The sequence below is a fragment of the Streptomyces sp. NPDC023157 genome, assembly GCF_055560575.1.
This window is the reverse complement of record NZ_JBVHIL010000002.1, coordinates 688,721-713,409: the sequence shown is the minus strand read 5'-3', so window position 1 is coordinate 713,409 and position 24,689 is coordinate 688,721. Positions and strand designations below refer to the sequence as shown.

Below are 24,689 nucleotides of genomic sequence, written 5' to 3'. Positions count from 1 at the left end.
CGGATGGCCCTGAGCCGCACGCCCTCCACCGCGCGGAAGGCGCTCCGCTACCTCCTGCTCGTCCTCGTCCTGCTCCTCACCGTCGGCCCCTTCCTCTGGCAGCTGTCCACCTCGCTCAAGGGCCCCGCGGAGGACGTCTTCTCCCGCACGCCCCGCTTCCTGCCCGAGGACCTCACCCTCGACAACTACGCCAAGGTCGCCGACACCATCCCGGTGTGGAGCTACGCGGCGAACTCGCTGATCGTCGCCGGGATCGCCGTCCTCGGCAACGTCGTCGGCGCCACCCTCGCCGGATACGCCCTGGCCCGGCTGCGGTTCAGGGGAGCCCGGCTCGCCCTCGGCCTCTTCGTCGCCACCCTCGTGCTGCCCGGCGAGGTCACCATCGTCTCCCAGTACGTGACCGTCCGCAGCCTCGGCCTCACCGACACCCTCCTCGGCGTGGCCCTGCCCGGGGCGATCGGCATGCTCAACGTGCTGCTCATGTACACCGCCTTCCGCGCGGTCCCGCCCGAGCTCGACGCCGCCGCGCTCGTGGACGGCGCCGGCGTGTGGCAGCGCCTGTGGCACATCGGACTGCCCAGCGTGCGCGGCATGCTGAGCGTCGTCGTGATCTTCACCTTCATCCAGGCCTGGGACGACTTCCTGTGGCCGCTGATCGTGCTCAACGACCCCGGGCGCTACACCCTCACGGTCGGCCTCCAATACCTCGACGGCACGTTCAGCGCCAACCCCCGGCAGATCGCCGCCGGCACCATGATCGCCTTCCTGCCGGTCGTCGCCGTGTTCGCGGCGCTCCAGCGCTTCTTCTTCAAGGGGGTCGAGGAGGGCGCCATCAAGGGATGACCCGCCGGCCCCGCCACCCGACCCGTCAGCACCCCTCCTTCACGAAGGAACCGCACCCCGCATGACGAACCCTCAGCCCCGCACCGGTCCGCGCTTCGGCGTCAACTACACCCCCAGCCAGGGCTGGTTCCACCACTGGCTCGACTTCGACCTCGACGCCGTACGCGCCGACCTCGACTCCGTCGCCGCCCTCGGCCTCGACCACATCCGCGTCTTCCCGCTCTGGCCGCTGTTCCAGCCCAACCGCACCCTCATACGCCCCCGCGCCATCGAACAGCTCGGCCTGCTCGCCGACGCGGCCGGGGAACGCGGCCTGGACGTCGCCGTCGACGGGCTCCAGGGCCACCTCTCCAGCTTCGACTTCCTGCCCGCCTGGACCCGCACCTGGCACCGGCGCGGCCTCTTCACCGACCCCGAGGTCGTCCACGGGCAGAGCACCTACCTCCGCACCCTCGCCGCCGCCCTCGCCGACCGGCCCCACTTCCTCGGCATGACCGTCGGCAACGAGATCAACCAGTTCTCCGGCGACCCCCACCCCGACCCCGACCGCATCACCCCCGACGAGGCCGGGACCTGGCTGCGCCGGATGCTCGCCGCCTGCGAGGAGGGCGCCCCCGGGCGGCTCCACCTGCACGCCGAGTACGACGCCGCCTGGTACCAGGACGACCACCCCTTCACCCCCGCCCAGGCCGCCCGGCTCGGCGCCGTCACGGCCGTCCACTCCTGGGTCTTCAACGGCACCGCCCAGCGCTACGGCCCCGACTCCGTGGCCGTCGCCCAGCACGCCGCCTACCTCGTCGAACTCTCCAAGGCCTGGGCCACCGACCCCCGGCGGCCCGTCTGGCTCCAGGAGGTCGGCGCCCCCGCCCCGCACATCGCCGCCGACCGCGCGGCCGAATTCACCCGGACGACCTTCGCCGCCGCGCTCGACTGCCCCGATCTGTGGGGTATCACGTGGTGGTGCTCCCACGACGTCGACCGCTCGCTCGCCGACTTCCCCGAACTGGAATACAGCCTCGGCCTGTTGACCACCGACCGCCGGGTCAAGCCGGCCGGCCGGGCGCTCGCCGACGCCGTCGCCGAGGCCCGCGCGACCACCCCGGCCCCGGCGCCCCGCGGCACCGCGCTCGTCCTCGACCTGCCCGACGAGGGACCGAAGCGCTCCGCGTGCGCCCCCGGCGGCGCGTACTTCGAGGCGTTCATGCGGCTCGCCGCGGACGGAGCCCGCCCGTCCGTGGTCCTCGCCGCCCGCGCCGACGACCCCGCGTACCTCGCCGCGCGCGGGATCACGGAACTCGTCACGCTCGACGCGCTGGGTGCCGCCGACCTCGGCTCCGGCGTCGCGTAGCGCCTCGCCCCACCCCGTACACCCCGCCGCCCCGCACCGCCGCCCCCCCCTCCGCCCCTTCGTGATCCGGAGAGTCCCGCCCATGCATGACGACCGCAGCCTCGTCGAGAACCGGCTCAAGCGCGTCCTCGACGAACGCGTCCGCCCCGCCGTGTACCCCGTCTCCGTGCCCCTCCAGGTCGGCATCTGGACCGCCCCCGGCGAACCCGTGCCCGTCGCCGAGGGGCTCGCCGCGCCCCGGACCCCGATCGGCGTCGGCGACGCCTGGGGAGCGCCCTGGGGCACCAGCTGGCTCACCGTCTCCGGCACCGTGCCCGAGGAGTGGGCCGGCCGCACCGTCGAGGCGCTGATCGACCTCGGCTTCGACGCCAACATGCCCGGCTTCCAGTGCGAGGGCCTGGTCTACCGCCCCGACGGCAGCCCGGTGAAGGGACTCAACCCGCGCAACCAGTGGGTGCGGATCGCGGAACCGGCGCGCGGCGGCGAGGAGGTCCTGCTGCACGTCGAGGCCGCGTCCAACCCGGTCATCCTCGACTACCACCCCTTCCTGCCCACCGAACTCGGCGACCAGGACACCGCCGGCGACTCCCTCCAGTACAAGCTGGCCCGGATGGACCTCGCCGTCTTCGACGAGACGGTCTGGCAGCTCGTCGCCGACCTGGAGGTGCTCGGCGAGCTGATGGCCGAGCTCCCCGTCGAGGGCGCCCGCCGCTGGGACGTGCTGCGCGCCGTCGAACGGGCCCTGGACGCGCTCGACCTCCAGGACGTGGGCGGCACGGCCGCCGCCGCCCGGGCCGAGCTGACCGAGGTCCTCGCATCGCCCGCCGAGCCCTCCGCCCACCGGATCAGCGCCGTCGGACACGCCCACATCGACTCGGCCTGGCTGTGGCCGCTGCGCGAGACCGTCCGCAAGGTGGCCCGCACCACCGCCAACATGACCGCCCTCCTGGAGGACGAGCCCGACTTCGTCTACACGATGTCCCAGGCCCAGCAGTACGCCTGGATCAAGGAGCACCGGCCCGAGGTGTACGCCCGGGTCAAGAAGGCCGTCGCCGAGGGGCGCTTCGTCCCGGCCGGCGGCATGTGGGTCGAGTCCGACACCAACATGCCGTCCTCGGAGGCGATGGCCCGTCAGTTCGTGCACGGCAAGCGCTTCTTCATGGACGAGTTCGGCGTCGAGAACCAGGAGGCCTGGCTGCCGGACACCTTCGGCTTCGCCGGCGGGCTCCCGCAGATCATCAAGGAGGCCGGCTCGAAGTGGCTCCTGACCCAGAAGATCTCCTGGAGCCAGGTCAACTCCTTCCCGCACCACACCTTCTGGTGGGAGGGCGTCGACGGCACCCGCGTCTTCACCCACTTCCCGCCCATCGACACGTACAACTGCTCCATGCAGGGCAAGGAGATCGCCCACGCCGTCCGCAACTTCAAGGACAAGGGCCGCGCCCGGCACTCCATCGCGCCCACCGGCTGGGGCGACGGCGGCGGCGGCACCACCCGCGAGATGATCGCCAAGGCGGCCCGGATGCGCGACCTGGAGGGCTCCGCCCGGGTGCGCTGGGAGCGGCCCGCCGAGTTCTTCGCCAAGGCGCAGGCCGAGTACCCCGACCCGCCCGTGTGGGTGGGGGAGCTGTACCTGGAGCTGCACCGGGCGACCCTCACCAGCCAGGCGCGGACCAAGCAGGGCAACCGGGCGAGCGAGAACCTGCTGCGCGAGGCCGAACTGTGGTGCGCCACCGCCGCCGTGCGGACCGGACTCCCGTACCCGTACGCGGAGTTGGACCGGATCTGGAAGACGGTGCTGCTCCACCAGTTCCACGACATCCTGCCCGGCTCGTCCATCGCCTGGGTCCACCGGGAGGCCGAGCGCACGTACGCCGCCGTGGCCGAGGAACTGACCGCGCTCGTCGACCGGGCCCAGCGGGCCCTCGCCGGCGCCCCCGGGGACGGCACGGACCCGGGCTCCGCCGAGGTGGTCTTCAACAGCGCCCCGCACCCGCGCGGCGGCGTCCCCGCGGGCGGCGCCCGCCGCGTCGCCACCCTGCCCGCCGCCCCCGGGCGCTGTACGGTCACCGCCCGCCCCGAAGGCGGCTTCGTCCTCGGCAACGGGCTGCTGCGGGTCACCGTCGACGCGCGCGGGCTCGTCGTCTCCGCCGTCGACCTCGACACGGGACGTGAGACGGTCGCGCCGGGCGCCGCCGCCAACCTGCTCCAACTCCACCCGGACTTCCCGAACATGTGGGACGCCTGGGACGTCGACCGCTTCTACCGCAACACCGTCACGGACCTCACCGGCGTCGACGAGCTGACCGTCGCCGCCGACACGGCCGGAGCGGTCGCCGTCCGCGTCACCCGCTCCTTCGGCTCCTCCCGGGCCGTCCAGACCCTCACCCTGACCGCCGGGGCCAAGCGGCTCGACCTCGACACCGAGGTGGACTGGCACGAGACCGAGAAGTTCCTCAAGGCCGCGTTCCCCCTCGACCTGCACACCGACCGCTACGCCGCCGAGACCCAGTTCGGGCACCTGCACCGGCCCACCCACGCCAACACCAGCTGGGAGGCGGCCAAGTTCGAGGCCTGCAACCACAAGTTCGTCCACTTCGAGGAGCCCGGCTGGGGCGTCTCGCTCGTCACCGCCTCCACGTACGGCCACGACGTCACCCGTACCGTACGGCCGAGCGACCAGGGCACCACGACCACCGTCCGGGCCTCCCTGCTGCGCGCCCCGCGCTTCCCCGACCCGCACACCGACCAGGGCACACACCGCTTCCGGCACGCCCTCGTCCCCGGCGCGGGCATCGGCGACGCCGTCCGCGAGGGCTATCTGATCAACCTGCCCGAGCGGCGGGTGCCCGGCGCCGCCGACGTGGCGCCGCTGGTGAGCGTCGCCGACCCGGCCGTGGTGGTCAGCGCCGTGAAGCTGGCCGACGACGGGAGCGGCGACGTGGTCGTCCGGCTCTACGAGGCCGGCGGCGGCCGCGCCCGCACCCGCCTCTCCACCGGCTTCGCCCTCGCCGGGGCGCGGGTCTGCGACCTGCTGGAGCGCCCCAAGGAGGAGGCGGTGCCGGTCGAGGGCGACGAGGTCCCGGTCGTCCTGCGCCCCTTCCAGCTGCTCACGCTGCGCCTGAGCCGGGCCTGAGCCGAGCGGGTGGCCCCCCACCGGACCCACGCCTGATCAGTGGGGGGTTACCCCTGGTCCCGGGCGGCACCGACGCCCTACTCTTGCGCCCTGATCCGTCGGGGCGCGAGGAGTGGGCGAGACATGGGTGTGCTGCCGGAAGGGCTCGGTGACGCGATACGCGACACCGCGCGGGACATCGCCGATGTGCTGCGCGCGGCCCCCGACACGGGGCTGCCCGTGCCCCGGCTGACGTGGACGGTCGGCGAGACCGCGGCCCACCTGGGCCAGGCCAACCTGCTGATGGCCGAGCTCGCCGCCGGCCACGCCCGCCCCTACGCCGACGGCACCGCGGCGGGCATCGCCGCCGCCAACGAGGAGGCCCTGGCGGCCTTCCCCGAGCGGGCCGCCGGACCGCTCGCCGACCTGATCGTCGACCAGGCCCTGGCGTTCCTCGACGCCGTCGAGGAGCGGGCGCCCGACGAGGTCGTGGAGACCCCCATGGGGCCGCTCGACCCCGCCGGCCTCGGCGCGTACCTGCTCACGCACATGCTCGGCCACGGCTACGACCTGGCCCGCGCGCTCGGCCGCCCGCACATGGTGGACCGCGCCCGGGTCGAGCTGACCCTGCCGTTCATGGTCGGAGTGATGCCCCGGGTGGCCGACCCCGCGGCCGTCGCCGGGGTCACCGCCCGCTACCGGGTGCGGCTGTGGGGCGGCAGCCAGTTCGGCGTGACCGTCGCCGACGGGACGGTCACCACCACGCACGGCCCCCTGGACCGGCCCGACTGCACGGTCCTGACCGAGCCCGTCGCCTTCCTCCTGATGGCCCTCGGCCGGCTCGACCCGGTCCCGGTGATGGCCACCGGCCGTGCCCTCGCCTGGGGCCGCAAGCCGTGGCTGGGCCCGCGCTTCCCCCGGATGTTCGTCGCGCCGTAGCGCCCGGGGGACCTGCCCCGCCGAGGGAAGCCCGGGCGGGCGCCCCCGCACCGGGCCGCCCCCGTTCCCGCGCCCTCCGGCTAGGCTCTGCGCACGATGAACAGCCCCCACCACCCCTCGGAGCCCAAGGCCGACAAGGCGGGCGTACGCCGGCACAACCTGAGCCTCGTCCTGCGCACCGTGCACGAGGCCGGGGAGACGACCCGGGCGGCCGTCGCGGCCCGGGTGGGCCTCACCCGCGCCGCCGTGTCCTCGCTCGCCGAACAGCTCCTGGAGCTCGGGCTGCTCGTCGAGTCGGGGAAGACCTTCAGCGGCCAGGCGGGGCGTCCCGGCACCGTCCTCAAGCCCGCCGGCACCGGACCGGCCGGCCTCGGCGTCGAGATCAACGTCGACTACGTGAGCGTGTGCGTCGCCGACCTCACCGGCGCCGACCGGGTGCGCCGCACCGAGCCGCTCGACCACCGCGCCCGCACCGCCGCCGAGGTGCTGCGCGGGGCGGCGGACATCGCCGCCGAGGTCCTGGCGGAGGCGGCCCTGCTGGAGCTGCGCCCCACCGGCGTACGGCTCGCGCTGCCCGGCCTGGTCTCCGGCGGCACCGTCCGCCAGGCCCCCAACCTCGGCTGGAACCGGGTCGACGCGGACGCCCTGTTCGCCGAGGCCCTCGCCGCCGCCACGGCCCGCCCGCCCGGCACCCCCTGCCTGCCCGTGGCCTCGGACAACGAGGCCAACGTCGCCGCGCTCGCCGAGCTCTGGTTCGGCGAGCTCGGCGGGATCCGCAGCTTCCTGCACGTCACAGGCGAGATCGGGGTCGGCGGCGCGATCGTCCTGGACGGCGAACTCCTGCGCGGCGCCCACGGGTTCGCCGGCGAGATCGGGCACCTCCCGGTCACCCCGGACGGCCCCCGCTGCCGCTGCGGCGCGCACGGCTGCCTGGAGCAGTACGCGGGCCAGCCGGCACTGCTGCGCGCCGCCGGGGCGCCCTCGCTCGACACCCTCGTCGCACGGGCCGCCGCCGCCGAGCCCCGTACCCTCGCCGCCCTCGACGAGGCCGGCCGGATGCTCGGCGTCGCCCTCTCCGGAGCGGTCAACCTCCTCGACCCGCAGGCCGTGGTCCTCGGCGGCATCTACCCCCGGCTCATGCCCTGGCTGGCCCCGGCCGTCGAGACCGAGCTCGCCCGCCGGGTCGTCTCCGCCCTCTGGCCGCCGGACGCGGGCCGCCTGCGCGCCGCCTCGACCACCGCCACCACGGCCCGGGGCGCGGCGGCGCTCGTCCTGCGCGACATCCTCGCGGACCCCCTCACGTACGGCGGCTGACGGCGCCGTCCCGGGCACCCACGACAGCGCCGTCGCCCGCCGTGCCCGGCGACCCTCCGCGGACGGAACCGCCCCTACACGCGCACCCCGTGCGCGCGCAGGTAGGCCAGCGGGTTGACGTCCGAGCCGAAGTAGGGCGTGGTCCGCACCTCGAAATGCAGGTGCGGACCCGTCACGCGGCCCGTCGCCCCGGAGCGCGCGATGCGCTGACCCGCCGACACGCTCTGGCCGGGGGACACGTCGATACGGGAGAGATGCGCGTACTGGGTGTAGCGCCCGTCGGCGTGCCGGATGACCACCTCGTAGCCGTAGCTCCGGTTGTACCCGGCGTGCACCACCCGGCCCGGGCCGACCGAGCGGACCGTGGTGCCGGTCGGCACGGCGAAGTCCTGGCCCGTGTGATAGCCCTTCGACCAGGAACCGTGCTGCCCGTAGGCGCCGGTGAAGACGTACGAGGAGACGGGCGCCGTCCAGCCCCGCGAGCTGCCCGTCGTCGAACCGCCCGTCGCGCCGCCGCCCTTGGCGCCGGTGCGCTGCTCGTACTTCTCCTTGTGGCTGGTCCAGTACCAGTGGCCGCCGCTCCGGAACCAGTAGACCCGGTCCGTCGCGTCCCAGCCCTGCCGCCCCCGGAAGACCGGCTCGCCGCCGCCGCGCTTCGGCTGCTGCCGCGCCTTCGCCGCCGTCTCACCGGTCCGCTGGGCGTACGTGGCGTGGTGACTGGTCCAGCGCCACTGGCCGGCCTCGTTCTTGAACCAGTAGCGCGAGCCGTCCCAGCCCGCGTGCGACGGGGCCGGCTCGGCCGCCGCCGTGCCCGCGCCGGTGCCCGCGAGGGCCACCGCGCCGACCGTCGCGACGACCGCGCAGCGCACCCCGCGCAGGGCCGCCACACCGCCGCCGCGCTCGGTGCGGGCGGCCGTGCGGGCCGCGGCGCAGCCCGCGCAGTCGCAGCTCGTCCCGGCCGTCTCGTCGGTGAAGTCGGGGGTCCGCAGTTCCATGGTGTCCTCGCTCTCTCGGGGGCCGTCGGTGCCCTTCTCGCGGGCGGGCGCGCCGGTGCTCACTCCTGGCCCTGTTCGGAGGGTCCGCCGCGCCGGGTGTAGAAGGCCACGGTCAAGTCCTTGACCAGGGCCTGGCGTTCGAAGTCGTCGAGCTCGACGAGGCCGCGGGTGGTCAGCCGGGTCACCGTGTCGTCCACGGCGTCGATCACGCTGGTGAGCACGGTGTCGCGGTGCTTGGCGTCGAGCGCGGCGATCTGGCGCCGCTGCATCACGGCCGCCACCTCCGGCGCGTACTCGATCCGGGTCGGCTGCGCCGAGAACACCGCGATGCCGACCGGCCGGCACTCGGCCGCCAGCAGCCGGGTCAGCGCGCCGCCGACCGCCTCCGCGTCCCGCAGCGTGGGCCCGTCGCCCCGGAACGCGTCCGCGGGCAGCTGGGACAGGACGCGCGCGGCGGCCGCCTCCACCTGCTCGCGCAGATAGTCGAGATGGTCGTCCACGGCGAGCAGCGCCCGCGCGGTGTCCTTCACCGACCAGACGACCAGGACGACCACCCGCAGCGCCGAGCCCTCGGCGTCGACCACGGCGATCGGCTCGCTGCGCCAGTGCCGCAGCCGGACGTCGATCCGGCGGCGCAGCACGAACGGGCTGATCCACACGAGCCCCGTGCGCCGCACGCTGCCCCGGTAGCGGCCGAAGAGCGAGAGCACCCAGGCGGAACCGGTCCGGCCCCTCGTCAGCCCGCCGAAGGCCAGCACCGCGACGGCGACGCAGCCCCCGAACGCGGCCCACTCCCACGGCGCCAGCTGGACCGTCCGCAGCGGCCGGGCCCGCCACAGCAGCGCGCCGGCCCCGCCCAGCGCGGTGAGACCGACGAGGACGGCCAGCCAGCCGGGGACCGCCGGTCCGCCGCGCTCCACGAGTTCGGGCTCCTCCGGCGGCGGGCGCCGGGACGGCCCCGGCGATGCTTCCGCGGCGGGCCGCGTCTGGCGCTCCGGCGGCCGGGGGCGCGAGGGCCGGGTCGGCAGGGCGGGGCGCGTCGGCTGGGGGAGCGGCGGGAGCGTCGCGGTCGGCGTCGTGCCCGGTGTCGCGTCGGGTGCCGTGGGGTCGGCCCGGAACAGGTCGTCCATCGGTATGCCGTCGGTGTGCCATCGCGCGCGTATGGGCAGGGGCCGCTTCTGTCGCTCGGTCATAGGGCCCTTCCGGCCGTCCCTCGTCGAGGTGACGACGTGTCGGATGATCTTCAGAAACCATCGTCACAGGGGTTAATGTCCGAAATGCCGTGACGAAGGTCCTGAATCGGACGGACTTTGGTCCCTGGCGTCGGCTCCGAGGGCCGCTGATCCGGCATTGTCAGTGGCTCCCCCTACCGTTCTCGACATGACGACGAAGACCTATCTGGAGCTGTCCCAGGACGGCGGCGGCGCCCACAAGTTCTACGAAGTGACGGTCACCGGCACCGTGGTGTCGGTCCGTTACGGACGCATCGGCGCGGCCGGTCAGACGCAGACCTCGACGTTCGCCACGGTCGAGAAGGCACAGGCCGCGGCGGCGAAGAAGATAGGCGAGAAGGTCCGCAAGGGGTACGCGCCGGCGGTCCAGGGACAGCGCGCGGCCCGCGCGGTCAGCCGGCGCGCGGTCAGCTCCGCGCCCTCCACCGCCCGCGCCGTCGCCCCCGTGCTGTGGCGCTTCCGCACCGGCTCCGCGGCCTTCGGCATCCACGTGGACGACGAGCGCTGCTGGGTGGGCAACCAGGCGGGCGAGGTCTTCACCCTCGGCCACACCGGCGAGGTCCAGGCCCGCTTCAGCCTTCCGGACGGCGTCAAGTGCCTGGTCGCCGACGACTTCTGGATCTACGCGGGCTGCGACGACGGCCGGGTCTACGACCTGTCGTCCAAGCTGCCCTTCGCCGCCTACGACATCGCGGCCGACGTCGACATCTTCTGGCTCGACATCCACGAGGGCGTCCTCGACGTCGCCGACCGCTCCGGCCGGCTCACCGTCATCGACCACGAGGACGAGTACCAGTGGTCACGCTCCGGGCGCGGCGAGCACGCCTGGATGGTGCGCGCGGACGCCGACGGCGTCTACCACGGCGACAGCCGCGGCGTGACGGCCTACGCCCCCGACGGCGGCGGGGAGCTGTGGCACACCCCCGCCGAGGGCGGGGTGCTCTTCGGCTGGCAGGAGGACACCTCCGTCTACGCGGGCACCGCGCGCCGCAAGGTCCACCGGCTCGCCAAGCGGGACGGGCGCACCGAGGCGGTCTACGGCTGCGACAGCCCGGTGTACTCGTGCGCCACCTCGCCCGGCGGCCGCTTCGTCTTCGCCGGGGACAACGCCTCCTCCGTCTACTGCTTCGCCGAGGACGGCACCCGGCTGTGGAAGCTGGGCACCGGCGGCGGCTCGGCCCTCTCGATGCAGTACCGCGACGAGCGCCTCTACCTGGTGACCACGGACGGCTCGCTGCTCTGCGTGGACGCGAGCGAGGCGGCCATCGCCGCGGCCCAGCAGGGCACCGTCCCCGTCGCCCAGGACATCAAGCTGGCCGCCGCCCTGCCCACGTACGCCCCGGCGACCACCTTCGCCGCCGTCGACGCGGTCCGCGCCGCGCCCGCCGGCACGGTCGTCGTGGAGTGCGTCCAGGAGGGCGGCAGGACCCGGGTCCACGTCGTCACCGAGGGGTACGAGACCGGGTGGAACGTGCAGTTCCCGCGCGCCATCCGGGAGCCCGGCGCCCGCTACGTCGTCGACGCCCTGCACCCGGCCTCGGGCGGCTTCTACCGGGTCCGCGGCGACATCCGGCGGCTGCTGTGAGCACCTTCCACGCGGCCACGGGGGACGGGCCCGCGCTGCCCGAGGCGGACGTGGAGCAGCGCTCGCGCGAAGTGCGGGCCGCGTTCGAAGGGCTGCTCCAGATCAGGCGGCTGACGAACCGCCAGGGCGGCGACCCGGCGGCGAGCCCCGCCGCCTGGGAGCGCGGACAGCCGGTGCGGGCCATCGCCCTCGCCCTGGAGGCGGCCCGGCAGCCGCCCTCGGCGCTCGACGCGACCGGCGCCCGCACCGCCACCGGCTACCGGGTCACCGCCGGCGAGCGGCCCGGCACGGCGGTGGTCGAGTGGCTCGGCCCGCCGGGCGCGGGCGCCGCCCACCAGGAGGAGACCGCCCTCACCGCCTGCGCCGCCGCCCTCGACCGGCTCGGCTGGGAGGCCCTGCTCTACCGGGGCCCGCGCCGACGCCACTTCCTGGAGGTGGAGGCGGTCCGGCCGGAAGAAGCGTAGGGGGCCCGTGGCCCCGGGCCGCCCGGCGACGCGGGCGGCTCCGATCGAGTGGACTCGCCGGAACACACGCGGGACCGGAGGCCCTCCCCACGGGCCGCGGTGGTCATCTGGCCCTCCGAATCCCGTGACCCGGAAGAGGCGTCCCGACATGCCACGAAGAACCCCCCACCGCCGGCTGTTCGCCGCGACGCTGCTGGTGGCGTCCGTGCTGGCCCCGGTGGCCGCGACCCCCGCCACGGCGGTCCAGGCCGCGAGCCCGGGACCCCACGGCACCGGCCGGCACGGCGACGACTGCCCGCCGGACGGGCTCGGCACCGAGCTGACCGCCCGGCTGGACAAGGCGATCGAGGACGTCCGCAAGAAGGCGGGCATCCCGGGCGTCGTCGCCGGAGTGTGGATGCCCGGCAAGGGCAGCTACGTGCGCGCCACCGGCGTCGCCGACAAGGCCACCGGCCGCCCGATGTTCGTCGACACGTACGCCCGGATCGGCAGCGAGACCAAGACCTTCACGGTCACCGCGCTCCTGGAGCTCGTCGACGAGGGGCGGGTCGGGCTCGACGACCCGATCGCGAAGTACGTCCACGGCGTGCCGGACGGGCGGCGGATCACGCTGCGCCAGCTCGCCGAGATGCGCAGCGGCCTCTTCCCGTACACCGCGGACAAGACCTTCGTCCACGAGCTGCTGAGCGACCCGGAGCGGCAGTGGACGCCGCACGAGGTGCTGAAGTACGGCTTCACGCACAAGAACACGTTCAAGCCGGGCGCGAAGTTCGAGTACTCCAACACCAACCTCGTCCTGCTCGGCCTGGTCGTGGAGAAGGTCAGCGGGCACCGGCTCGCCGACTTCATCCACCACCGGGTGCTCCGGCCCTCGCACCTGAAGGACACGCTGTTCCCCTACGGCGCCGAGTTCCCCGAGCCGCACGCCCACGGCTACACCGACCAGACGCTGAGCGGCAAGGTCGAGGACTCCACGGACTGGAACCCCAGCTGGGGCTGGGCGGCCGGGGCGATGATCTCGAACCTGCACGACCTGCGCCGCTGGGCCGAGATCGTCGCCACCGGGCGGCTGCTCAGCCCCGAGACCCAGGCGCAGCGCCTCAAGACGCTGCCGACCGGGTTCCCCGGCACCAACTACGGCCTCGGCATTCTCGACACCAACGGCTGGATCGGCCACAACGGCTCGCTGCCCGGCTACGAGACGGTGACCGTCTACCTGCCCGAGAAGAAGGCCACCCTGGTCCTCATCATCAACACCGACTCGCTCGTCGGCGGCCAGGAGCCGTCCACGCTGCTCGCCCGGGCGATCACCGAGATCATCACCCCGGACCACGTCTACGCCGGGGCGATCCCCCCGCGCTGAGGAAGCCCGGGGTTCAGGCGATGGAGGCGGACAGGACCGCCGAGACGGCGAGGTTGCACGAGGCGGTCACCCAGACCGCCGGGTGCGGCTCGGGGTCGACCAGGGTGGCGCCCAGCTTGCCGGGGGTCACCAGGTCCACCACGAGGAACGCGACCGCCATCATCACCAGACCGAGCAGGCCGAACGCGGCCGTGGACACCAGGCCCTTGGCGAAGTCCTCGTAGGTCGTCCAGATCGACGTGAAGACGATCCCGCCGACGCCGAGCAGCGCGGAGGACAGGAGTATCGCGGCGTTGCGGTTGCGGTCCTCCCAGATCTGCCGCCCCAGCTTCCCGGGGGTCAGCAGGTCGACCAGGAAGATGCCGAGGATCAGCAGGACGACGCCGAGGGCGCCGTACGCGGAGGCCCGGCCGAGGCCGTTGACGATGTCGCTCATGGGAATGCCGGCTCCGGAGGGAAGGGATCGCGTGCGCTCGGAGAGCGTGATCGATCGCGGTCAAGGACCGGCAAAATGTAGCGCAGCGCGCCGAGGCCCCGGCCGGGTGGGCCGGGGCCTCGGAACCGGGCGGCGTCTCAGACGCCCGGCGGGATCAGCTTGGCGCGGGACCGGACCATGAAGGCGGTCACGATCTCGGCCACGCCCACCACCAGCAGCCAGATGCCGCCGAGGACGGTCAGCACCGCCACCGACTCCAGCGGCGAGACGATCAGCACCACACCGGCCAGCGCGCTGACGACACCGAGCGCGATCTGCCAGCCCCGGGCCGGCATCGCCGGGTCGGAGGCCGCCGCGACCGTCTGCATGATGCCGCGGAACAGCCAGCCGATGCCGATCCACAGTGCCAGCAGCAGAAGCGACTGCGTCGCGCCCCGGAAGCAGAACAGACCGAGCAGGATGCCCAGCGTGCCGCTGATGAAGGCCATCACCCGCAGCGAGGTCCTGGCGTGCGTGCCGAAGGCCGCGACCAGTTGCAGCACACCGCTGACCAGCAGGTAGATGCCGAACAGCACACCGACCACGGTCAGGGTGGCCTTCGGCCAGGCCAGCACCAGCACGCCCAGGATCAGCGCGATGACACCGGCGACCAGCAGCGCCTGCCACGCGACGCCCGCCAGCATGGCGAGCGGTCCGGGGGGCAGATCGTCCCGTGAGGGACGGTCGTCCGTCTGTGTCATGACGTCACTCCACTCCTCTTCGCGCGCCCTTCGGGCGGGGTCGCGTAGGTCCGCAGGAACAGCGCCTCGGCCAGCGCCATCGTCTCGATCTCGGCGGGGTCCACGCTCTCGTTGGGCGCGTGGATGAGGCAGCCGGGCTCCTCGACCCCGATCAGGGCGATCTCCGCGTCCGGGAACCGCGCGGCGAGCACGTTGCACAGCGGGATCGAACCGCCCTGCCCCGACTGGACCATGTCCTTCCCGTACGCGCGGCTCAGTGCCGAGCCGAGGGCCCGGTAGGCGGGCCCGTCGGTGCGGGCCCGGAACGGCTGGCCCACGCTCTCCGGTTCCACCTCGACCCGCGCGCCCCAGGGAGCGGCGGCGAGCAGATGGGCCGAGAGCGCGTCCCGCGCCTCCTCGGCGTCCATCCCGGGCGGCACCCGGAGGCTGACCCGGGCCCGTACCTTCGCCTGCACGGCGGCCGAGGAACCGACCACCGGCGGGCAGTCGATGCCGAGCACCGTCACCGCGGGCCGGGCCCACAGTTCGTCGGCGACCGTGCCCGTGCCGAGCAGCGACACCCCGTCGAGGGCGCCGACGTCGGCGCGGAACTGGTCCGCGGGATACGGGACACCGTCCCAGGTCCCGTCGTCCGCGAGGCCCTTGACCGTGGTGTTGCCGGCCTCGTCGCGCAGGCTGTCCAGGATCCGTACCAACGCGGCGAGCGCGTCCGGGGCGGGGCCGCCGAACATGCCGGAGTGCATCTCGCCCTGGAGCGTGGAGACGGTCACCACCACGTTCGTCAGACCGCGCAGCGAGGTGGTCGCCGTGGGCAGCCCGAGCGTGAAGTTGCCGGTGTCGCAGATCAGGAGGGCGTCGGCGGCGAAGAGCTCCGGCCGCAGCGGCACCAGCTGCTCCAGGCCGCCGGTGCCCTGCTCCTCCGAGCCCTCCGCGACGAACTTGAGGTGGACCGGGAAGCCCGTGCCGTCGGGCCCGCCGAGCGCGCGCAGGGCGGTCAGGTGCATGGCGATGTTGCCCTTGCAGTCGGCGGTGCCCCGCCCGTACCAGCGCCCGTCGCGCTCGGTCAGCTGGAACGGCGGGGTCTCCCAGGCGGCGTCGTCGAGCGGCGGCTGCACGTCGTAGTGGCAGTACAGGAGCACCGTCGGCGCGCCCTCGGGGCCCGGCGCGTGCCCCACCACCGCGTCCGTGCCGTCCGGGGTGGTCACCCGACGCATGTCCCGCAGCCCGGCCTCCGTGAACGCCTCCACGAGGAAGTCGGCGGTCCTGGCGCACTCCTCCGGCGGGAACTGCCGGGGGTCGGCGACCGAGCGCATCGCCACCAGCGCGGTCAGGTCCTCCTTGGCACGTGGCATCAGCTCGCGGATCCTCGCGCGCAGGGCGGCGGTCTCCGGGGAATCGGCGGTCATGCGTCCCACTTCCGTCGGGCGGGCAATGCGCTTTCACTAAAGCAACACCGGACGAACGCCGCAAAACATGGCAAAAATGACCTGGATGGCCGAGCACCGCTGAGGGTCGCGGCTCCACCCGGCGCAGAGTGGAGAGCACCTGTGGAGTTCGCCGCACCCGCCGCGACCCCGACACGCACCGGGAGACCCCATGACCCCGCTCAACCGCCGCGACCTCGGACTCCTCGTCCTGCGGGTCGGCACCGGCGCCGTCCTGGCCGCCCATGGAACGCAGAAGCTCTTCGGCTGGTTCGGCGGCGGTGGCATCGAGGGCACCGCCAAGGGAATGGAAGCGATGGGCTTCTCACCCGCCCGCGAGAGCGCCATCGCCGCCGGGCTCGGCGAAGCGGGCGGCGGCGCCCTGCTCGCCCTCGGCCTGGCCACCCCGGCGGCCGGCGCCGCCGCGGCGGGCGCCATGGCGGGCGCGGTCTCCGTGCACCTCCCGGCCGGCTTCTTCAACCAGAGCGGCGGATACGAGTACCCCGCCTTCCTCGGCTTCACCGCCGCCGCCATCGGCATCGCCGGAGCGGGCCGCTACTCCCTGGACCACGCCACCGGACACGTCCTCGACCGCCCCTGGGTGGTCGCCGCCGCCTTCGTCGGCACCGCGCTCGCCGCCGCGGCCGTCGTCGGGCGCCGCGCCCAGGCCCAGGCCGAGGCCGAGGCCCGTCCCGAACCCGAGCCCGAGCACGGGACCGCCCCGGACCCGGAGGGGTGACGCCATGCGCGCCATGACGATGCCGCGGTACGGCGGCCCCGAGGACCTCGCGCTCGCGGACCTCCCCGAGCCGAAGGTCGCCCCCGGCGAGGTCCTGATCCGGGTGGTGGCCGCGGGCATCAACCCGGTCGACTGGAAGCTGGCCGCCGGCGGACTCGACCCCCTGATGGTCACCCACTTCCCGCTGATCCCCGGCTGGGACGTCGCCGGGGTCGTCGAGCGCAACGGCCTGGACTCCACCGAGTTCGCCCCGGGCGACGAGGTGTTCGGCTACATCCGCAAGGACAGCGCCGAGCACGGCTCCTACGCGGAGAAGGTCTCCGCCCAGGTCAGGATGCTCGCCCGCAAGCCCCGCGCGCTGAGCTGGGCCCAGACCGCGGGCCTGCCGCTCGCCGGACTCACCGCCCTCCAGGCCGCCGACCGCGTCGGCGTCGGCGCGGGCGACACCGTGCTGGTGCACGCCGCCGCCGGGGGCGTCGGCTCCCTCGCCACCCAACTGGCGCTCGCCCGCGGCGCCCGTGTCATCGGCACCGCGAGCCCCGCCAACCACGCGTTCCTGCGCGAACTGGGTGCCGAACCCGTCGCGTACGGCCCCGGTCTCGCCGACCGCGTACGGGAACTGGCCCCGGGCGGCGTCGACGCGGCGCTCGACTTCGTCGGCGGGGAGGCCGTCGACGTGTCCGTCGAACTCCTCGCGTCGGCCGCCCGCCTGGCCTCCGTCGCCGACCACCGGGCGGCCGGCCTCGGCGGCCACTACGTCTGGGTGCGACCCGACGGCGCGGGCCTGACGACCCTCGCGGCCCTCGCCGACGAGGGGCGCCTCACCGTCCCCGTGGAGAAGGTCCTGCCGCTCAGCGAGGCCGCCGAGGCCTGGCGGCTCAACAGCGAGGGGCACACCCGGGGCAAGCTGGTCCTCTCGGTCGGCGAGCCCTGAACACCTCGATAGTGTTCGGGAAGATCCGGAGCCCGACCGGTGCTACGGGGAGGGCGGGGGAGAGCATGCGGACACGCGAGGGAAGGTACGGGCGCCGGCCATGAAGATCGATCTCACGGACACCAACTCCAGCAAGATCAACAAGGCGATCCTGGAGGCCCGCCGGGCCGTCGGCACTCCCGCCGTCGGCATGGTCCTCACCCTGGTCATCGTCACCGACGAGGAGCACGCCTACGACTCGGTGCGGGCCGCCAACGAGGCCTCCCGCGAGCATCCCTCGCGCACCCTCGTCGTCATCAAGCGGCACGCCCGCTCCCCGCGCGGCCGCAGCGAGACCCGCCTCGACGCCGAGGTCCGGGTCGGCACCGACGCCGGCGCGGGCGAGACCGTCCTCCTCCGCCTCCACGGCGAACTCGGCCGGCGCGCCGACTCCGTCGTCCTCCCCCTCCTCCTCCCGGACGCGCCGATCGTCCTCTGGTGGCCGGTCGACGCCCCCGAGGTGCCCTCCCAGGACCCCCTCGGCGCCCTCGCGCAGCGCCGCATCACCGACACGTACGCCGTCGAGGACCCGCTCGCCGCGCTCGCCGCCCGCGCCGCCTCCTATGCCCCCGGCGACACCGACCTCGCCTGGACCCGGCTCACCCCCTGGCGTTCCCTGCTCGCGGCGGCCCTCGACCAGGCCGGTACGACGGTCGTCTCGGCCGCCGTCGAGAGCGAGGCCGACAACCCCAGCGCCGAACTCCTCGCCCGCTGGTTCGGCGCCCGCCTCGGCGTCCCCGTCGAACGGGTCGTCACCGACGGCCCGGTCGTGACGGCCGTCCGCATGGGCACCCCGGACGGCGAGATCCGCATCGACCGCCCGGAAGGCCCGGTCGCCCACCTGGCCATCCCCGGCCAGCCGAGCCGCGTGATGGCCCTGAAGGTACGCACCACGGCGGAACTCATCGCGGAGGAACTGCGCCGACTGGACCCGGACGAGGCGTACGCGGCGGCGTTGAGGTACGGGGGGTAGATGGTCGGGGTCGTCGCCCTCTTCGACTGACCCCTGTCACGGGGGGCCGGCCGCGCCCTACCCCGGCAGCACCCGCACCCGCCCCTCGGGCAGCTTGGCCCACCAGTTGTCGAAGCGGCGGTAGAGCCACGGGTCGCGGGCGGCGAGCAGGGTGGTCAGGGACCGGGCCTCCTCGGCCAGGGCCTGCCAGGCCCGGTCCGGGAGGTCGTGGAAGGCCGTCGCCTCGATGCCGCCCTCGACCGGGCGCCACACGCCCGCCACGTACCCGTCGACGAGCAGCGTCGGGAGGACGTCGCCGTTGACGCGGATCACCACGCGGCGGTACTCGGGCGGTATCACACGGCTCCGGTCGGCGTACGCCAGGAGGACGCTGTCCCACATCGGCAGCAGGCGCGGCGGGGCGGGCGTGTCCGCGGGCGGGCGTGGCGCGCCGGGGACGTCGAAGAGCGGTGCGCCGTCCGGGCCTTCCAGGTGGTCCAGTTCCGCGTCGAGGTCCTTCAGCGCGCGGCGGATCGGGGTGCGCTGGACCATCGCGAACTGGGCCACGTCCGCCACCGACGCCGGACCGAAGCCCTCCAGATAGCGCAGCACCAGACCCCGCAGCGCCTGCGGCGACGGCTCGCGGCCCGTCACGGGCGCGCCGCCGGACGTCACGTACGAGGGGCGCGGGCCGAACGACCAGGGGCCGCCCGTCGGATGGTGGTGCAGCGGCGCGTACGCCCGCAGCCCCCACCACGCACCCTCCGCCCGCTCCGCGCCGACCCGCTCCGCCAGCCACCCGCGCAGTTCGGCCACCGTGCGCGGCTCCTCGGCGAACGCCAGCAGCCCCGGCACCAGCTCCTCGCCGTCGGCGGGGGTGAGGCCCGTCCCCGCGAACCGGAACCCGAGCCGCGAACCGTACAGCGTCTGCTGCAGCGCCTCCCGGAACATCCGGTAGTCCCCGGCGTGCACCGCGTGCAGGGTGATCCGCATCAGCGTCGCCTTCACCACCTCACGGCGCGCGAAGACACCGTCCACCTCGTCCGGATCCAGCCCGACGAGCCGGTTCCACAGCGCCAGATACGGCGAACCGGGGTGCTGCGCCTGGAGCGCCACGACCCGCCGGACGCCCTCGGCGACGCCCAACGGCGCCCGTGCGAGCAGCAGCTGACGGGCGAGGGTGGCGCGGTTGAGCTCACGTGCGGTGATCTTCACGGGGGCATTGTCCCCGAGGCCCGGGATCTGAGACCCCGGAGGGCGGGACCCGGGACCCGGGATCTGGGACCCGGGACCCGGGACCCGGGATCTGGGATCTGGGACCCAGGACCCAGGACCCGGCACCTGGCACCGGGCACCCGGAGGGCGGCGCGGGCGCGGGCCGCACCCCGGCACAACCGGCCCCGCCCCCTCGCGGCGCGGCCGACGCGCCGTCACCCCGCAACGCTTCGAGGCCGCGTCACCGCAGGTCGTACGCTCGCTACGCGCGTCACCCACGAGGTGCGCGCCGACCGCACGACGTCCGTACCCAGGGGGGAACTTCACCGTGTCCAGGATCCTCGTCGCCGCCACGCCCGTGTCCGGCCACCACGCGCCGCTGCTCCAGATCGCCCGTCATCTCTCCGGTCTCGGTCACGAGGTGGTCTTCCTCGGCGGCTCCCGTTTCGGCGCCCAGGTCGAGGCGGCCGGTCCGGTCTTCCGGGCGCTGCCCGCGGCCGCCGACTACGACGACCGTGATCTGGCGGCCCGGTTCCCCGGGCGGGAGGGGATCCCGGCCGGTCCTGAGCAGGTCATGTGGGACGTCATGCATGTCTTCGGTGACCCGATCCCCGCCCAGCTCGGGGCGCTGCGCGAGGTGCTGGCGGAGTTCCCGGCCTCCGTCGTCCTCCACGACAACCTGTTCCTCGGGGGTGTGGCGCTCGCCCTGGGCGAGGAACCGGGCCGCCGTCCGGCCGTGTTCGGCGTGGGTATCTCGCCGCTGGGCGTCGACAGCCGGGACACCGCGCCCCACCTGCTGGGTCTGCTGCCGCCGGTCGACGACGCCGAGCGCGCGCGGTACGCGGAGCTGGCCGCGCGGATGGCCGAGCGGAGCAAGCCGCTCGCCGAGCATCTGCGCGGCTGCTTCACCACCGCCGGGGTGTCCCTGGCGGAGGGCTCGCTCGGCTGGCTCCGGATCCAGGCCGCCGACGCGTTCCTCCAGCTCACCGTGGCCGGTTTCGAGTACCCGCGCAGCGACCAGCCCGCCAACGTCCGCTTCGTCGGCGCGATCCCCATCGACCCGGGCACCGCCCAGGAGCCGCCGGTCTGGTGGCCCGAGCTGGTGAAGGCCCGCGCCGACGGGAAGCGGATCGTCGTCGTCACCCAGGGCACCCTCGCCAACACCGCCCTCGGCCGGCTCGTCGTCCCCACGGTGCGGGCCCTCGCGGACCGCGACGACGTCTTCGTCGTCGCCGCCACCGGGCGCCCCGACGCGGCCGAGCGGATCGCCGCCGACCTGCCGGCCGTCCCCGCCAACGCCCGCATCGCCGGGTTCGTGCCCTTCGCCGAACTCCTCCCGCTGACCGACCTGCTGGTCACCAACGGCGGCTACGGCGGCACCCAGGCCGCCCTCGCCCACGGCGTCCCGCTGATCGTGGGCGGTGACACCGAGGACAAGCCGGAGGTCGCCGCCCGCGTCGAGTGGTCCGGCACCGGCGTCAACCTGCGTACCGGCGACCCCACCGTCGAGGCGCTCCGCACCGCCGTGGACACCGTCCTGTCCGTCCCCTCCTACCGCGAGCGGGCTACCGCCCTCGCCGAGGAGTACGCCGCGCACGACGCCCTCGCCCTGATCGACGGCCTCGTCACGGAGACCGCCGGCCGCTGAGCCCGACCGCCGCGATCACGCCAAGCTGACGAAGGAGTTGGCCGAGACCGGGTGAAGGTTCCGCAACGGCTTGCTCCCGCCCCGCCCCACCCGTAAGGATCGCCCGCAAGCAACGTGGAGAACGGGGACGCCATGAAACCTCGCCTGGTCTTCGTCCACGGCATCGGCGGCCCCCGGGACGCCGCCGCCGACCAGGACGAATGGCTGCGGGCCGTGGCCTCGGGCGCGCGCGCCGCCGGGCACGGCGGGCGGGTCTCCGGCCTGACCGGAGGCTGGGCCGCCGACGTCCGGTTCGCCTACTACGGCGACCTGTTCCGCACCGCCGGCAGCCAGGGCAGCGGCGGCGGCCCGGGGGAGGACCAGGACGACGAGGTACTCGCCGAGCTGCTCCTGGAGGCCGTCGACGAGCGCCTCGCCGACCCCGACGCGCCCCTCTCGGCCGCCGAGACCCGCGCCCTGCGGCACGCCCGCACCCAGCTCGCCCCGCCGTCCGGGGCCCAGGGCGCCGGCGCGCCCGCCCGGCGCGTGGTCAACGCGGTCACCACCCTGCTCGCCGTCCCGGGCGTCCGCGCCCTCGGCGGCTGGCTCAGCGCCCGCACCACGGCCGGCATGCTCGGCCAGGTCGCCCGCTACCTCAACCGCGCCGAACCCGACACCACCGGCGCCACCCTCGACCGGCGCGTCCGCGCCCGCGTCGCCGCCTGCCTGGACCCCGAGGGCCCCAACGTCGTCGTCGCCCACTCCCTCGGCACCGTCGTCGCCCTGGAGACGCTGCACGAGATTACGTACGGGACGGCGGACGGCACGGCGCCGGGGAACCCGTACGGGAACGGCGGCGGGAGCCCGGGCGGCGACCGGGTGCCCGCGCGCCGCCGCCCCGACGTGCCGCTCCTCGTCACCCTCGGCTCGCCGCTCGGCATCCGCACGGCCGTCCAGCCCCGGGTCCGCCCCCACCCGCTGGCCACCCCCGCCTCCGTGGGGCGCTGGCTCAACTTCTGGGACCGCGACGACCTCGTGGCCGCCCGCCCGCACCTGGAGACCTTCGTACGGCCCAACGCCGCCGCCGTCGTCCCGGCCTCCCGCAGGGTCGACTCCGACGGAGCCTGGGTCCACCCGGCGGCGAAGTACCTGGCGCAGCCGGCCGTCGCCGGCCCGCTCGTCGAGGCCCTGACCACGCTCGCGGAGCGATGAGCGGACCGCGCCATGTGCTGGTGATCGGCGCCCAGTGCCCCGGACTCGGCCTCCTCGACGAGCTGGAGCAGGCCACCCGCGCCCTCCACGACACCCTCACCACCCCGTGGGCCGGCGCCTGCGAGAAGGACCAGCCGCACGGGCCGACCCTGCTGTACGGCCCCGGGCTCACCCGTACCGGCGTCGAGGAGGCCGTCCGGCGGGCCGGGCGCGGCGCCGCCGAGGCCGGGGCGGTGCTCGTCCTCGGGCTGCTCGGCCACGGCATGGCGGCCGGCACCCGGCTCTACTTCATGGCGGGCGACTCCCGCGCCGAGGACCCGTCGAGCGCCGTCGACGTCGGCTCGCTGCTCACCGGACTCGTCGACACCCCCGGGATCGACGGGGTGGTGGCCCTCGTCGACACCTGCCACGCGGGCAACGCCACGCCCGACCTCGGCTCGCTGGCCCTGGGCATCCGGCGCGGCGACACCCGGTTCTCGCTGCTCATGGGGTCCGGCGCCGAGGAGGAGGCGTACGGGCTCCGCTTCAGCCGCACCCTCGTCAAGGTGCTCGACGCGGGCATCGCCGAAGGCGGCGAGACCCTCGCCCCCTCGGCCGTCGTCCGGGCCGTCCGCGAGGACGGCGGCGTCGAGGGGCAGGCCGTCCACCACACCGACTACGACGGCGCCCAGTTCGCCGAGGCGGAGCTCTGGCTCGCCCGTAACGCCCGCCACGGCGACGCCCGTTCGGGCGCCCTGTTCGGACCGGTCGGCCGGACCGACCTCGACCGTGCCCTCGGTACCGCCGACGGACCCCTCGCCGACACGCTCGTCCACCCCAGGGAACTGGACGGGCTGGGCGCCCGCGTCGCCGCGCTGCCGGAGCCCCGGCGGAGCTGGGCGCGCCGGGTGACGACCGCCCTCCGGGGCGCCGTACGCACCCAGGCCCTGCTCGCCGACTGGCCCGGCGACGACCTGACCAGCGCGCTGTTGCGGCGCGCCCTCGCCGAGGCGTGCCCGGCCCCGCTGTCGCCCCTGCCGGACTCCTCCGGCGGCGAACTGCTGCGCGACACCGTGGAGTACCTGCTGCTGCGGGCCCCGCGCGCCGAACAGCGGCCCACCGAACCCCTCGCCGCCTTCGTCGCCGTCCTGGCCAGGGAGACGCACGTCGACCCGCGCCACCCCGTCCTGCGCGCCTGGGCGAGCGCCGTCGACGCCGCGATCGACCTCAACGACGCCTTCGAACGGCTCGCCGAGCACGACCGGGAGACCCGGCTGCGGCTCGTCGTGAGCCTGCACGCCGCCGTCGGCGACGACTGGCCCGAGTCGCTGGCCGTCTGGCTCCTCGACGGCGGGACCGTACTGCGGCACGAGGAGTTCCCCTGCCCCGCGCAGGACCGCGCCGGCGTCGAGCGCACCCTCGGCGGCGCGCTGCGCTGGGCGTCCAAGCACGCCGACGCCCTCGACACCCCGCTGCGCCGGGTCGAGATCGCCGCCCCCGCCCCGCTGCTCGCCACCTGGCGCCCCGAGGACACCGACTTCGGCATGCGCCTCGGCGACCTCCACGACGTGGTGCTGCGCTGGAGCGACCGCATCCAGCCGCCCGACCACCTGTGGTGGATCAACGACCAGGCCCGTACGACCCTGAAGGCCATGGCGGACCACGCCGACGGCAGCCGGGTCGACTGGCTCGGCGAGGCCGACACCCGGCGCACCGACGAACTCCACGAACGGCTGCGCCGGTCCGCGCCCCGCAGCCGCGCCGTCGCCCTGGAACACCGGCCCGCCCACCTCAAGGACATGATGGAGATCCTGCTGGCCTCCTCGCCCATCGTGCTGTGGCCCAATCCCGACCAGGCCGGGCAGGGCGACCTGTCGGTGCCGGGCGCGCGCGACGGCTCCGGCACCGCCGCCCCCGTACCCGAGCCCGTACGGCGGTCCGTGGACACCTACTGGCACCTGCTGCCCGCCGAGTTCAGCCGCGCCTACCGGGAGCACCGGCGGTCCGCCCCCGGGCCCGGGGGCGCGTGCGGGCACGCCGACGCGGGGCGACGCCATCTCGCCGGACTGCGCACCGTGTGGGACGGTCACGAGTGGCTGGAATTCTGCAAATGGTTCGATCGCGAGCACACGGCTCGGGAACAGTTCTCCCCGGAACGGTTCCTGACGGAGGGGGAGAGCCCCGCATGACCCGG

At 74.7% G+C, this 24,689-nt stretch carries 20 protein-coding genes; 14 read left to right on the top strand and 6 right to left on the bottom strand.

Annotated features, from left to right (window positions below; translation table 11 throughout):
* The first annotated feature begins 3 nt into the window (after positions 1-3).
* The 5 genes from ACZ3ZE_RS08825 (at position 4) to ACZ3ZE_RS08805 (ending at position 7,559) form a co-directional block, all read left to right on the top strand.
* The gene (locus ACZ3ZE_RS08825) at positions 4-843 is read left to right on the top strand and encodes a carbohydrate ABC transporter permease (RefSeq protein WP_467258107.1); all 840 of its coding nucleotides are present in this window, start codon (positions 4-6) and stop codon (positions 841-843) included.
* 61 nt (positions 844-904) lie between these two features.
* Entirely contained in the window at positions 905-2,191 is a 1,287-nt protein-coding gene (locus ACZ3ZE_RS08820) for a glycoside hydrolase 5 family protein (protein ID WP_467258105.1), read from the top strand.
* 82 nt (positions 2,192-2,273) lie between these two features.
* Positions 2,274-5,327: an alpha-mannosidase gene (locus ACZ3ZE_RS08815; RefSeq protein ID WP_467258103.1), complete on the top strand. Its 3,054-nt coding sequence runs from the start codon at positions 2,274-2,276 to the stop codon at positions 5,325-5,327.
* Between the two features lie 123 nt (positions 5,328-5,450).
* Entirely contained in the window at positions 5,451-6,245 is a 795-nt protein-coding gene (locus ACZ3ZE_RS08810; protein WP_361172993.1) for a maleylpyruvate isomerase family mycothiol-dependent enzyme, read from the top strand.
* Positions 6,246-6,341: 96 nt separating this feature from the next.
* The gene (locus ACZ3ZE_RS08805) at positions 6,342-7,559 is read left to right on the top strand and encodes an ROK family transcriptional regulator (protein WP_361621671.1); all 1,218 of its coding nucleotides are present in this window, start codon (positions 6,342-6,344) and stop codon (positions 7,557-7,559) included.
* Between the two features lie 74 nt (positions 7,560-7,633).
* Here ACZ3ZE_RS08805 and ACZ3ZE_RS08800 read toward each other — a convergent pair whose 3' ends face one another.
* Together ACZ3ZE_RS08800 and ACZ3ZE_RS08795 are read right to left on the bottom strand one after the other, a co-directional pair.
* Positions 7,634-8,617 carry a M23 family metallopeptidase gene (locus ACZ3ZE_RS08800; protein ID WP_467258100.1) on the bottom strand — a complete coding sequence of 328 codons (984 nt, stop codon included), beginning with the start codon at positions 8,615-8,617 and terminating at the stop codon, positions 7,634-7,636.
* A complete protein-coding gene (locus tag ACZ3ZE_RS08795) occupies positions 8,614-9,747 on the bottom strand; it encodes an SPFH domain-containing protein (RefSeq protein ID WP_467258097.1) in 1,134 nt (377 codons plus the stop codon). The genes ACZ3ZE_RS08800 and ACZ3ZE_RS08795 overlap by 4 nt, the downstream gene beginning before the upstream one ends.
* A gap of 187 nt (positions 9,748-9,934) precedes the next feature.
* On the opposite strand from ACZ3ZE_RS08795, the gene ACZ3ZE_RS08790 reads away from it, so the two are divergent.
* From ACZ3ZE_RS08790 to ACZ3ZE_RS08780, 3 genes are all read left to right on the top strand, one after another.
* Positions 9,935-11,371: a WGR domain-containing protein gene (locus tag ACZ3ZE_RS08790; RefSeq protein ID WP_363292453.1), complete on the top strand. Its 1,437-nt coding sequence runs from the start codon at positions 9,935-9,937 to the stop codon at positions 11,369-11,371.
* A complete protein-coding gene (locus tag ACZ3ZE_RS08785; protein ID WP_361173009.1) occupies positions 11,368-11,835 on the top strand; it encodes a hypothetical protein in 468 nt (155 codons plus the stop codon). Before ACZ3ZE_RS08790 ends, ACZ3ZE_RS08785 begins: the two co-directional genes overlap by 4 nt.
* 148 nt (positions 11,836-11,983) lie before the next feature.
* Positions 11,984-13,198: a serine hydrolase domain-containing protein gene (locus ACZ3ZE_RS08780; RefSeq protein ID WP_361173012.1), complete on the top strand. Its 1,215-nt coding sequence runs from the start codon at positions 11,984-11,986 to the stop codon at positions 13,196-13,198.
* A gap of 13 nt (positions 13,199-13,211) precedes the next feature.
* Here ACZ3ZE_RS08780 and ACZ3ZE_RS08775 read toward each other — a convergent pair whose 3' ends face one another.
* From ACZ3ZE_RS08775 to ACZ3ZE_RS08765, 3 genes are all read right to left on the bottom strand, one after another.
* Positions 13,212-13,634: a DUF350 domain-containing protein gene (locus tag ACZ3ZE_RS08775; RefSeq protein ID WP_132917519.1), complete on the bottom strand. Its 423-nt coding sequence runs from the start codon at positions 13,632-13,634 to the stop codon at positions 13,212-13,214.
* A gap of 137 nt (positions 13,635-13,771) precedes the next feature.
* Entirely contained in the window at positions 13,772-14,374 is a 603-nt protein-coding gene (locus tag ACZ3ZE_RS08770) for an HdeD family acid-resistance protein (protein WP_442305709.1), read from the bottom strand.
* Entirely contained in the window at positions 14,371-15,780 is a 1,410-nt protein-coding gene (locus tag ACZ3ZE_RS08765) for a M20/M25/M40 family metallo-hydrolase (protein ID WP_467258096.1), read from the bottom strand. The genes ACZ3ZE_RS08770 and ACZ3ZE_RS08765 overlap by 4 nt, the downstream gene beginning before the upstream one ends.
* 190 nt (positions 15,781-15,970) lie before the next feature.
* Between ACZ3ZE_RS08765 and ACZ3ZE_RS08760 the strand changes: the two genes are divergently transcribed.
* The 3 genes from ACZ3ZE_RS08760 (at position 15,971) to opcA (ending at position 18,483) form a co-directional block, all read left to right on the top strand.
* Positions 15,971-16,537: a DoxX family membrane protein gene (locus ACZ3ZE_RS08760; protein ID WP_361173021.1), complete on the top strand. Its 567-nt coding sequence runs from the start codon at positions 15,971-15,973 to the stop codon at positions 16,535-16,537.
* Positions 16,538-16,541: 4 nt separating this feature from the next.
* The gene (locus tag ACZ3ZE_RS08755; RefSeq protein ID WP_361173024.1) at positions 16,542-17,471 is read left to right on the top strand and encodes an NADP-dependent oxidoreductase; all 930 of its coding nucleotides are present in this window, start codon (positions 16,542-16,544) and stop codon (positions 17,469-17,471) included.
* Between the two features lie 100 nt (positions 17,472-17,571).
* Complete coding sequence (opcA, locus tag ACZ3ZE_RS08750; RefSeq protein WP_467258093.1) at positions 17,572-18,483, top strand: glucose-6-phosphate dehydrogenase assembly protein OpcA; 912 nt, start codon at positions 17,572-17,574, stop codon at positions 18,481-18,483.
* Positions 18,484-18,540: 57 nt separating this feature from the next.
* On the opposite strand, the gene ACZ3ZE_RS08745 is transcribed toward opcA, so the two are convergent.
* A complete protein-coding gene (locus tag ACZ3ZE_RS08745; RefSeq protein WP_467258091.1) occupies positions 18,541-19,677 on the bottom strand; it encodes a winged helix DNA-binding domain-containing protein in 1,137 nt (378 codons plus the stop codon).
* 328 nt (positions 19,678-20,005) lie between these two features.
* Here ACZ3ZE_RS08745 and ACZ3ZE_RS08740 point away from each other — a divergent pair, with 328 nt between their 5' ends.
* The 3 genes from ACZ3ZE_RS08740 to ACZ3ZE_RS08730 all read left to right on the top strand — a co-directional run bounded on the left by ACZ3ZE_RS08740 (position 20,006) and on the right by ACZ3ZE_RS08730 (position 24,684).
* Complete coding sequence (locus ACZ3ZE_RS08740; protein WP_467258089.1) at positions 20,006-21,325, top strand: nucleotide disphospho-sugar-binding domain-containing protein; 1,320 nt, start codon at positions 20,006-20,008, stop codon at positions 21,323-21,325.
* A gap of 132 nt (positions 21,326-21,457) precedes the next feature.
* Positions 21,458-22,516, top strand: coding sequence for an alpha/beta hydrolase (locus ACZ3ZE_RS08735; protein ID WP_363292449.1), 1,059 nt, complete (start codon positions 21,458-21,460; stop codon positions 22,514-22,516).
* Entirely contained in the window at positions 22,513-24,684 is a 2,172-nt protein-coding gene (locus ACZ3ZE_RS08730; RefSeq protein ID WP_442305705.1) for a vWA-MoxR associated conflict system protein, read from the top strand. The genes ACZ3ZE_RS08735 and ACZ3ZE_RS08730 overlap by 4 nt, the downstream gene beginning before the upstream one ends.
* The last annotated feature ends 5 nt before the right edge of the window (positions 24,685-24,689 follow it).

What these genes read in the sequence shown, in the direction of transcription:
- ACZ3ZE_RS08825 (WP_467258107.1), top strand. Translation starts at nt 4, where the DNA reads ATGGCCCTGAGCCGCACGCCCTCCACCGCGCGGAAGGCGCTCCGCTAC.
- ACZ3ZE_RS08755 (WP_361173024.1), top strand. Translation starts at nt 16,542, where the DNA reads ATGCGCGCCATGACGATGCCGCGGTACGGCGGCCCCGAGGACCTCGCG.
- opcA (WP_467258093.1), top strand. Translation starts at nt 17,572, where the DNA reads ATGAAGATCGATCTCACGGACACCAACTCCAGCAAGATCAACAAGGCG.
- ACZ3ZE_RS08730 (WP_442305705.1), top strand. Translation starts at nt 22,513, where the DNA reads ATGAGCGGACCGCGCCATGTGCTGGTGATCGGCGCCCAGTGCCCCGGA.
- ACZ3ZE_RS08805 (WP_361621671.1), top strand. Translation starts at nt 6,342, where the DNA reads ATGAACAGCCCCCACCACCCCTCGGAGCCCAAGGCCGACAAGGCGGGC.
- ACZ3ZE_RS08820 (WP_467258105.1), top strand. Translation starts at nt 905, where the DNA reads ATGACGAACCCTCAGCCCCGCACCGGTCCGCGCTTCGGCGTCAACTAC.
- ACZ3ZE_RS08735 (WP_363292449.1), top strand. Translation starts at nt 21,458, where the DNA reads ATGAAACCTCGCCTGGTCTTCGTCCACGGCATCGGCGGCCCCCGGGAC.
- ACZ3ZE_RS08815 (WP_467258103.1), top strand. Translation starts at nt 2,274, where the DNA reads ATGCATGACGACCGCAGCCTCGTCGAGAACCGGCTCAAGCGCGTCCTC.
- ACZ3ZE_RS08790 (WP_363292453.1), top strand. Translation starts at nt 9,935, where the DNA reads ATGACGACGAAGACCTATCTGGAGCTGTCCCAGGACGGCGGCGGCGCC.
- ACZ3ZE_RS08765 (WP_467258096.1), bottom strand. Translation starts at nt 15,780, where the DNA reads ATGACCGCCGATTCCCCGGAGACCGCCGCCCTGCGCGCGAGGATCCGC.
- ACZ3ZE_RS08780 (WP_361173012.1), top strand. Translation starts at nt 11,984, where the DNA reads ATGCCACGAAGAACCCCCCACCGCCGGCTGTTCGCCGCGACGCTGCTG.
- ACZ3ZE_RS08795 (WP_467258097.1), bottom strand. Translation starts at nt 9,747, where the DNA reads ATGACCGAGCGACAGAAGCGGCCCCTGCCCATACGCGCGCGATGGCAC.
- ACZ3ZE_RS08770 (WP_442305709.1), bottom strand. Translation starts at nt 14,374, where the DNA reads ATGACACAGACGGACGACCGTCCCTCACGGGACGATCTGCCCCCCGGA.
- ACZ3ZE_RS08760 (WP_361173021.1), top strand. Translation starts at nt 15,971, where the DNA reads ATGACCCCGCTCAACCGCCGCGACCTCGGACTCCTCGTCCTGCGGGTC.
- ACZ3ZE_RS08775 (WP_132917519.1), bottom strand. Translation starts at nt 13,634, where the DNA reads ATGAGCGACATCGTCAACGGCCTCGGCCGGGCCTCCGCGTACGGCGCC.
- ACZ3ZE_RS08810 (WP_361172993.1), top strand. Translation starts at nt 5,451, where the DNA reads ATGGGTGTGCTGCCGGAAGGGCTCGGTGACGCGATACGCGACACCGCG.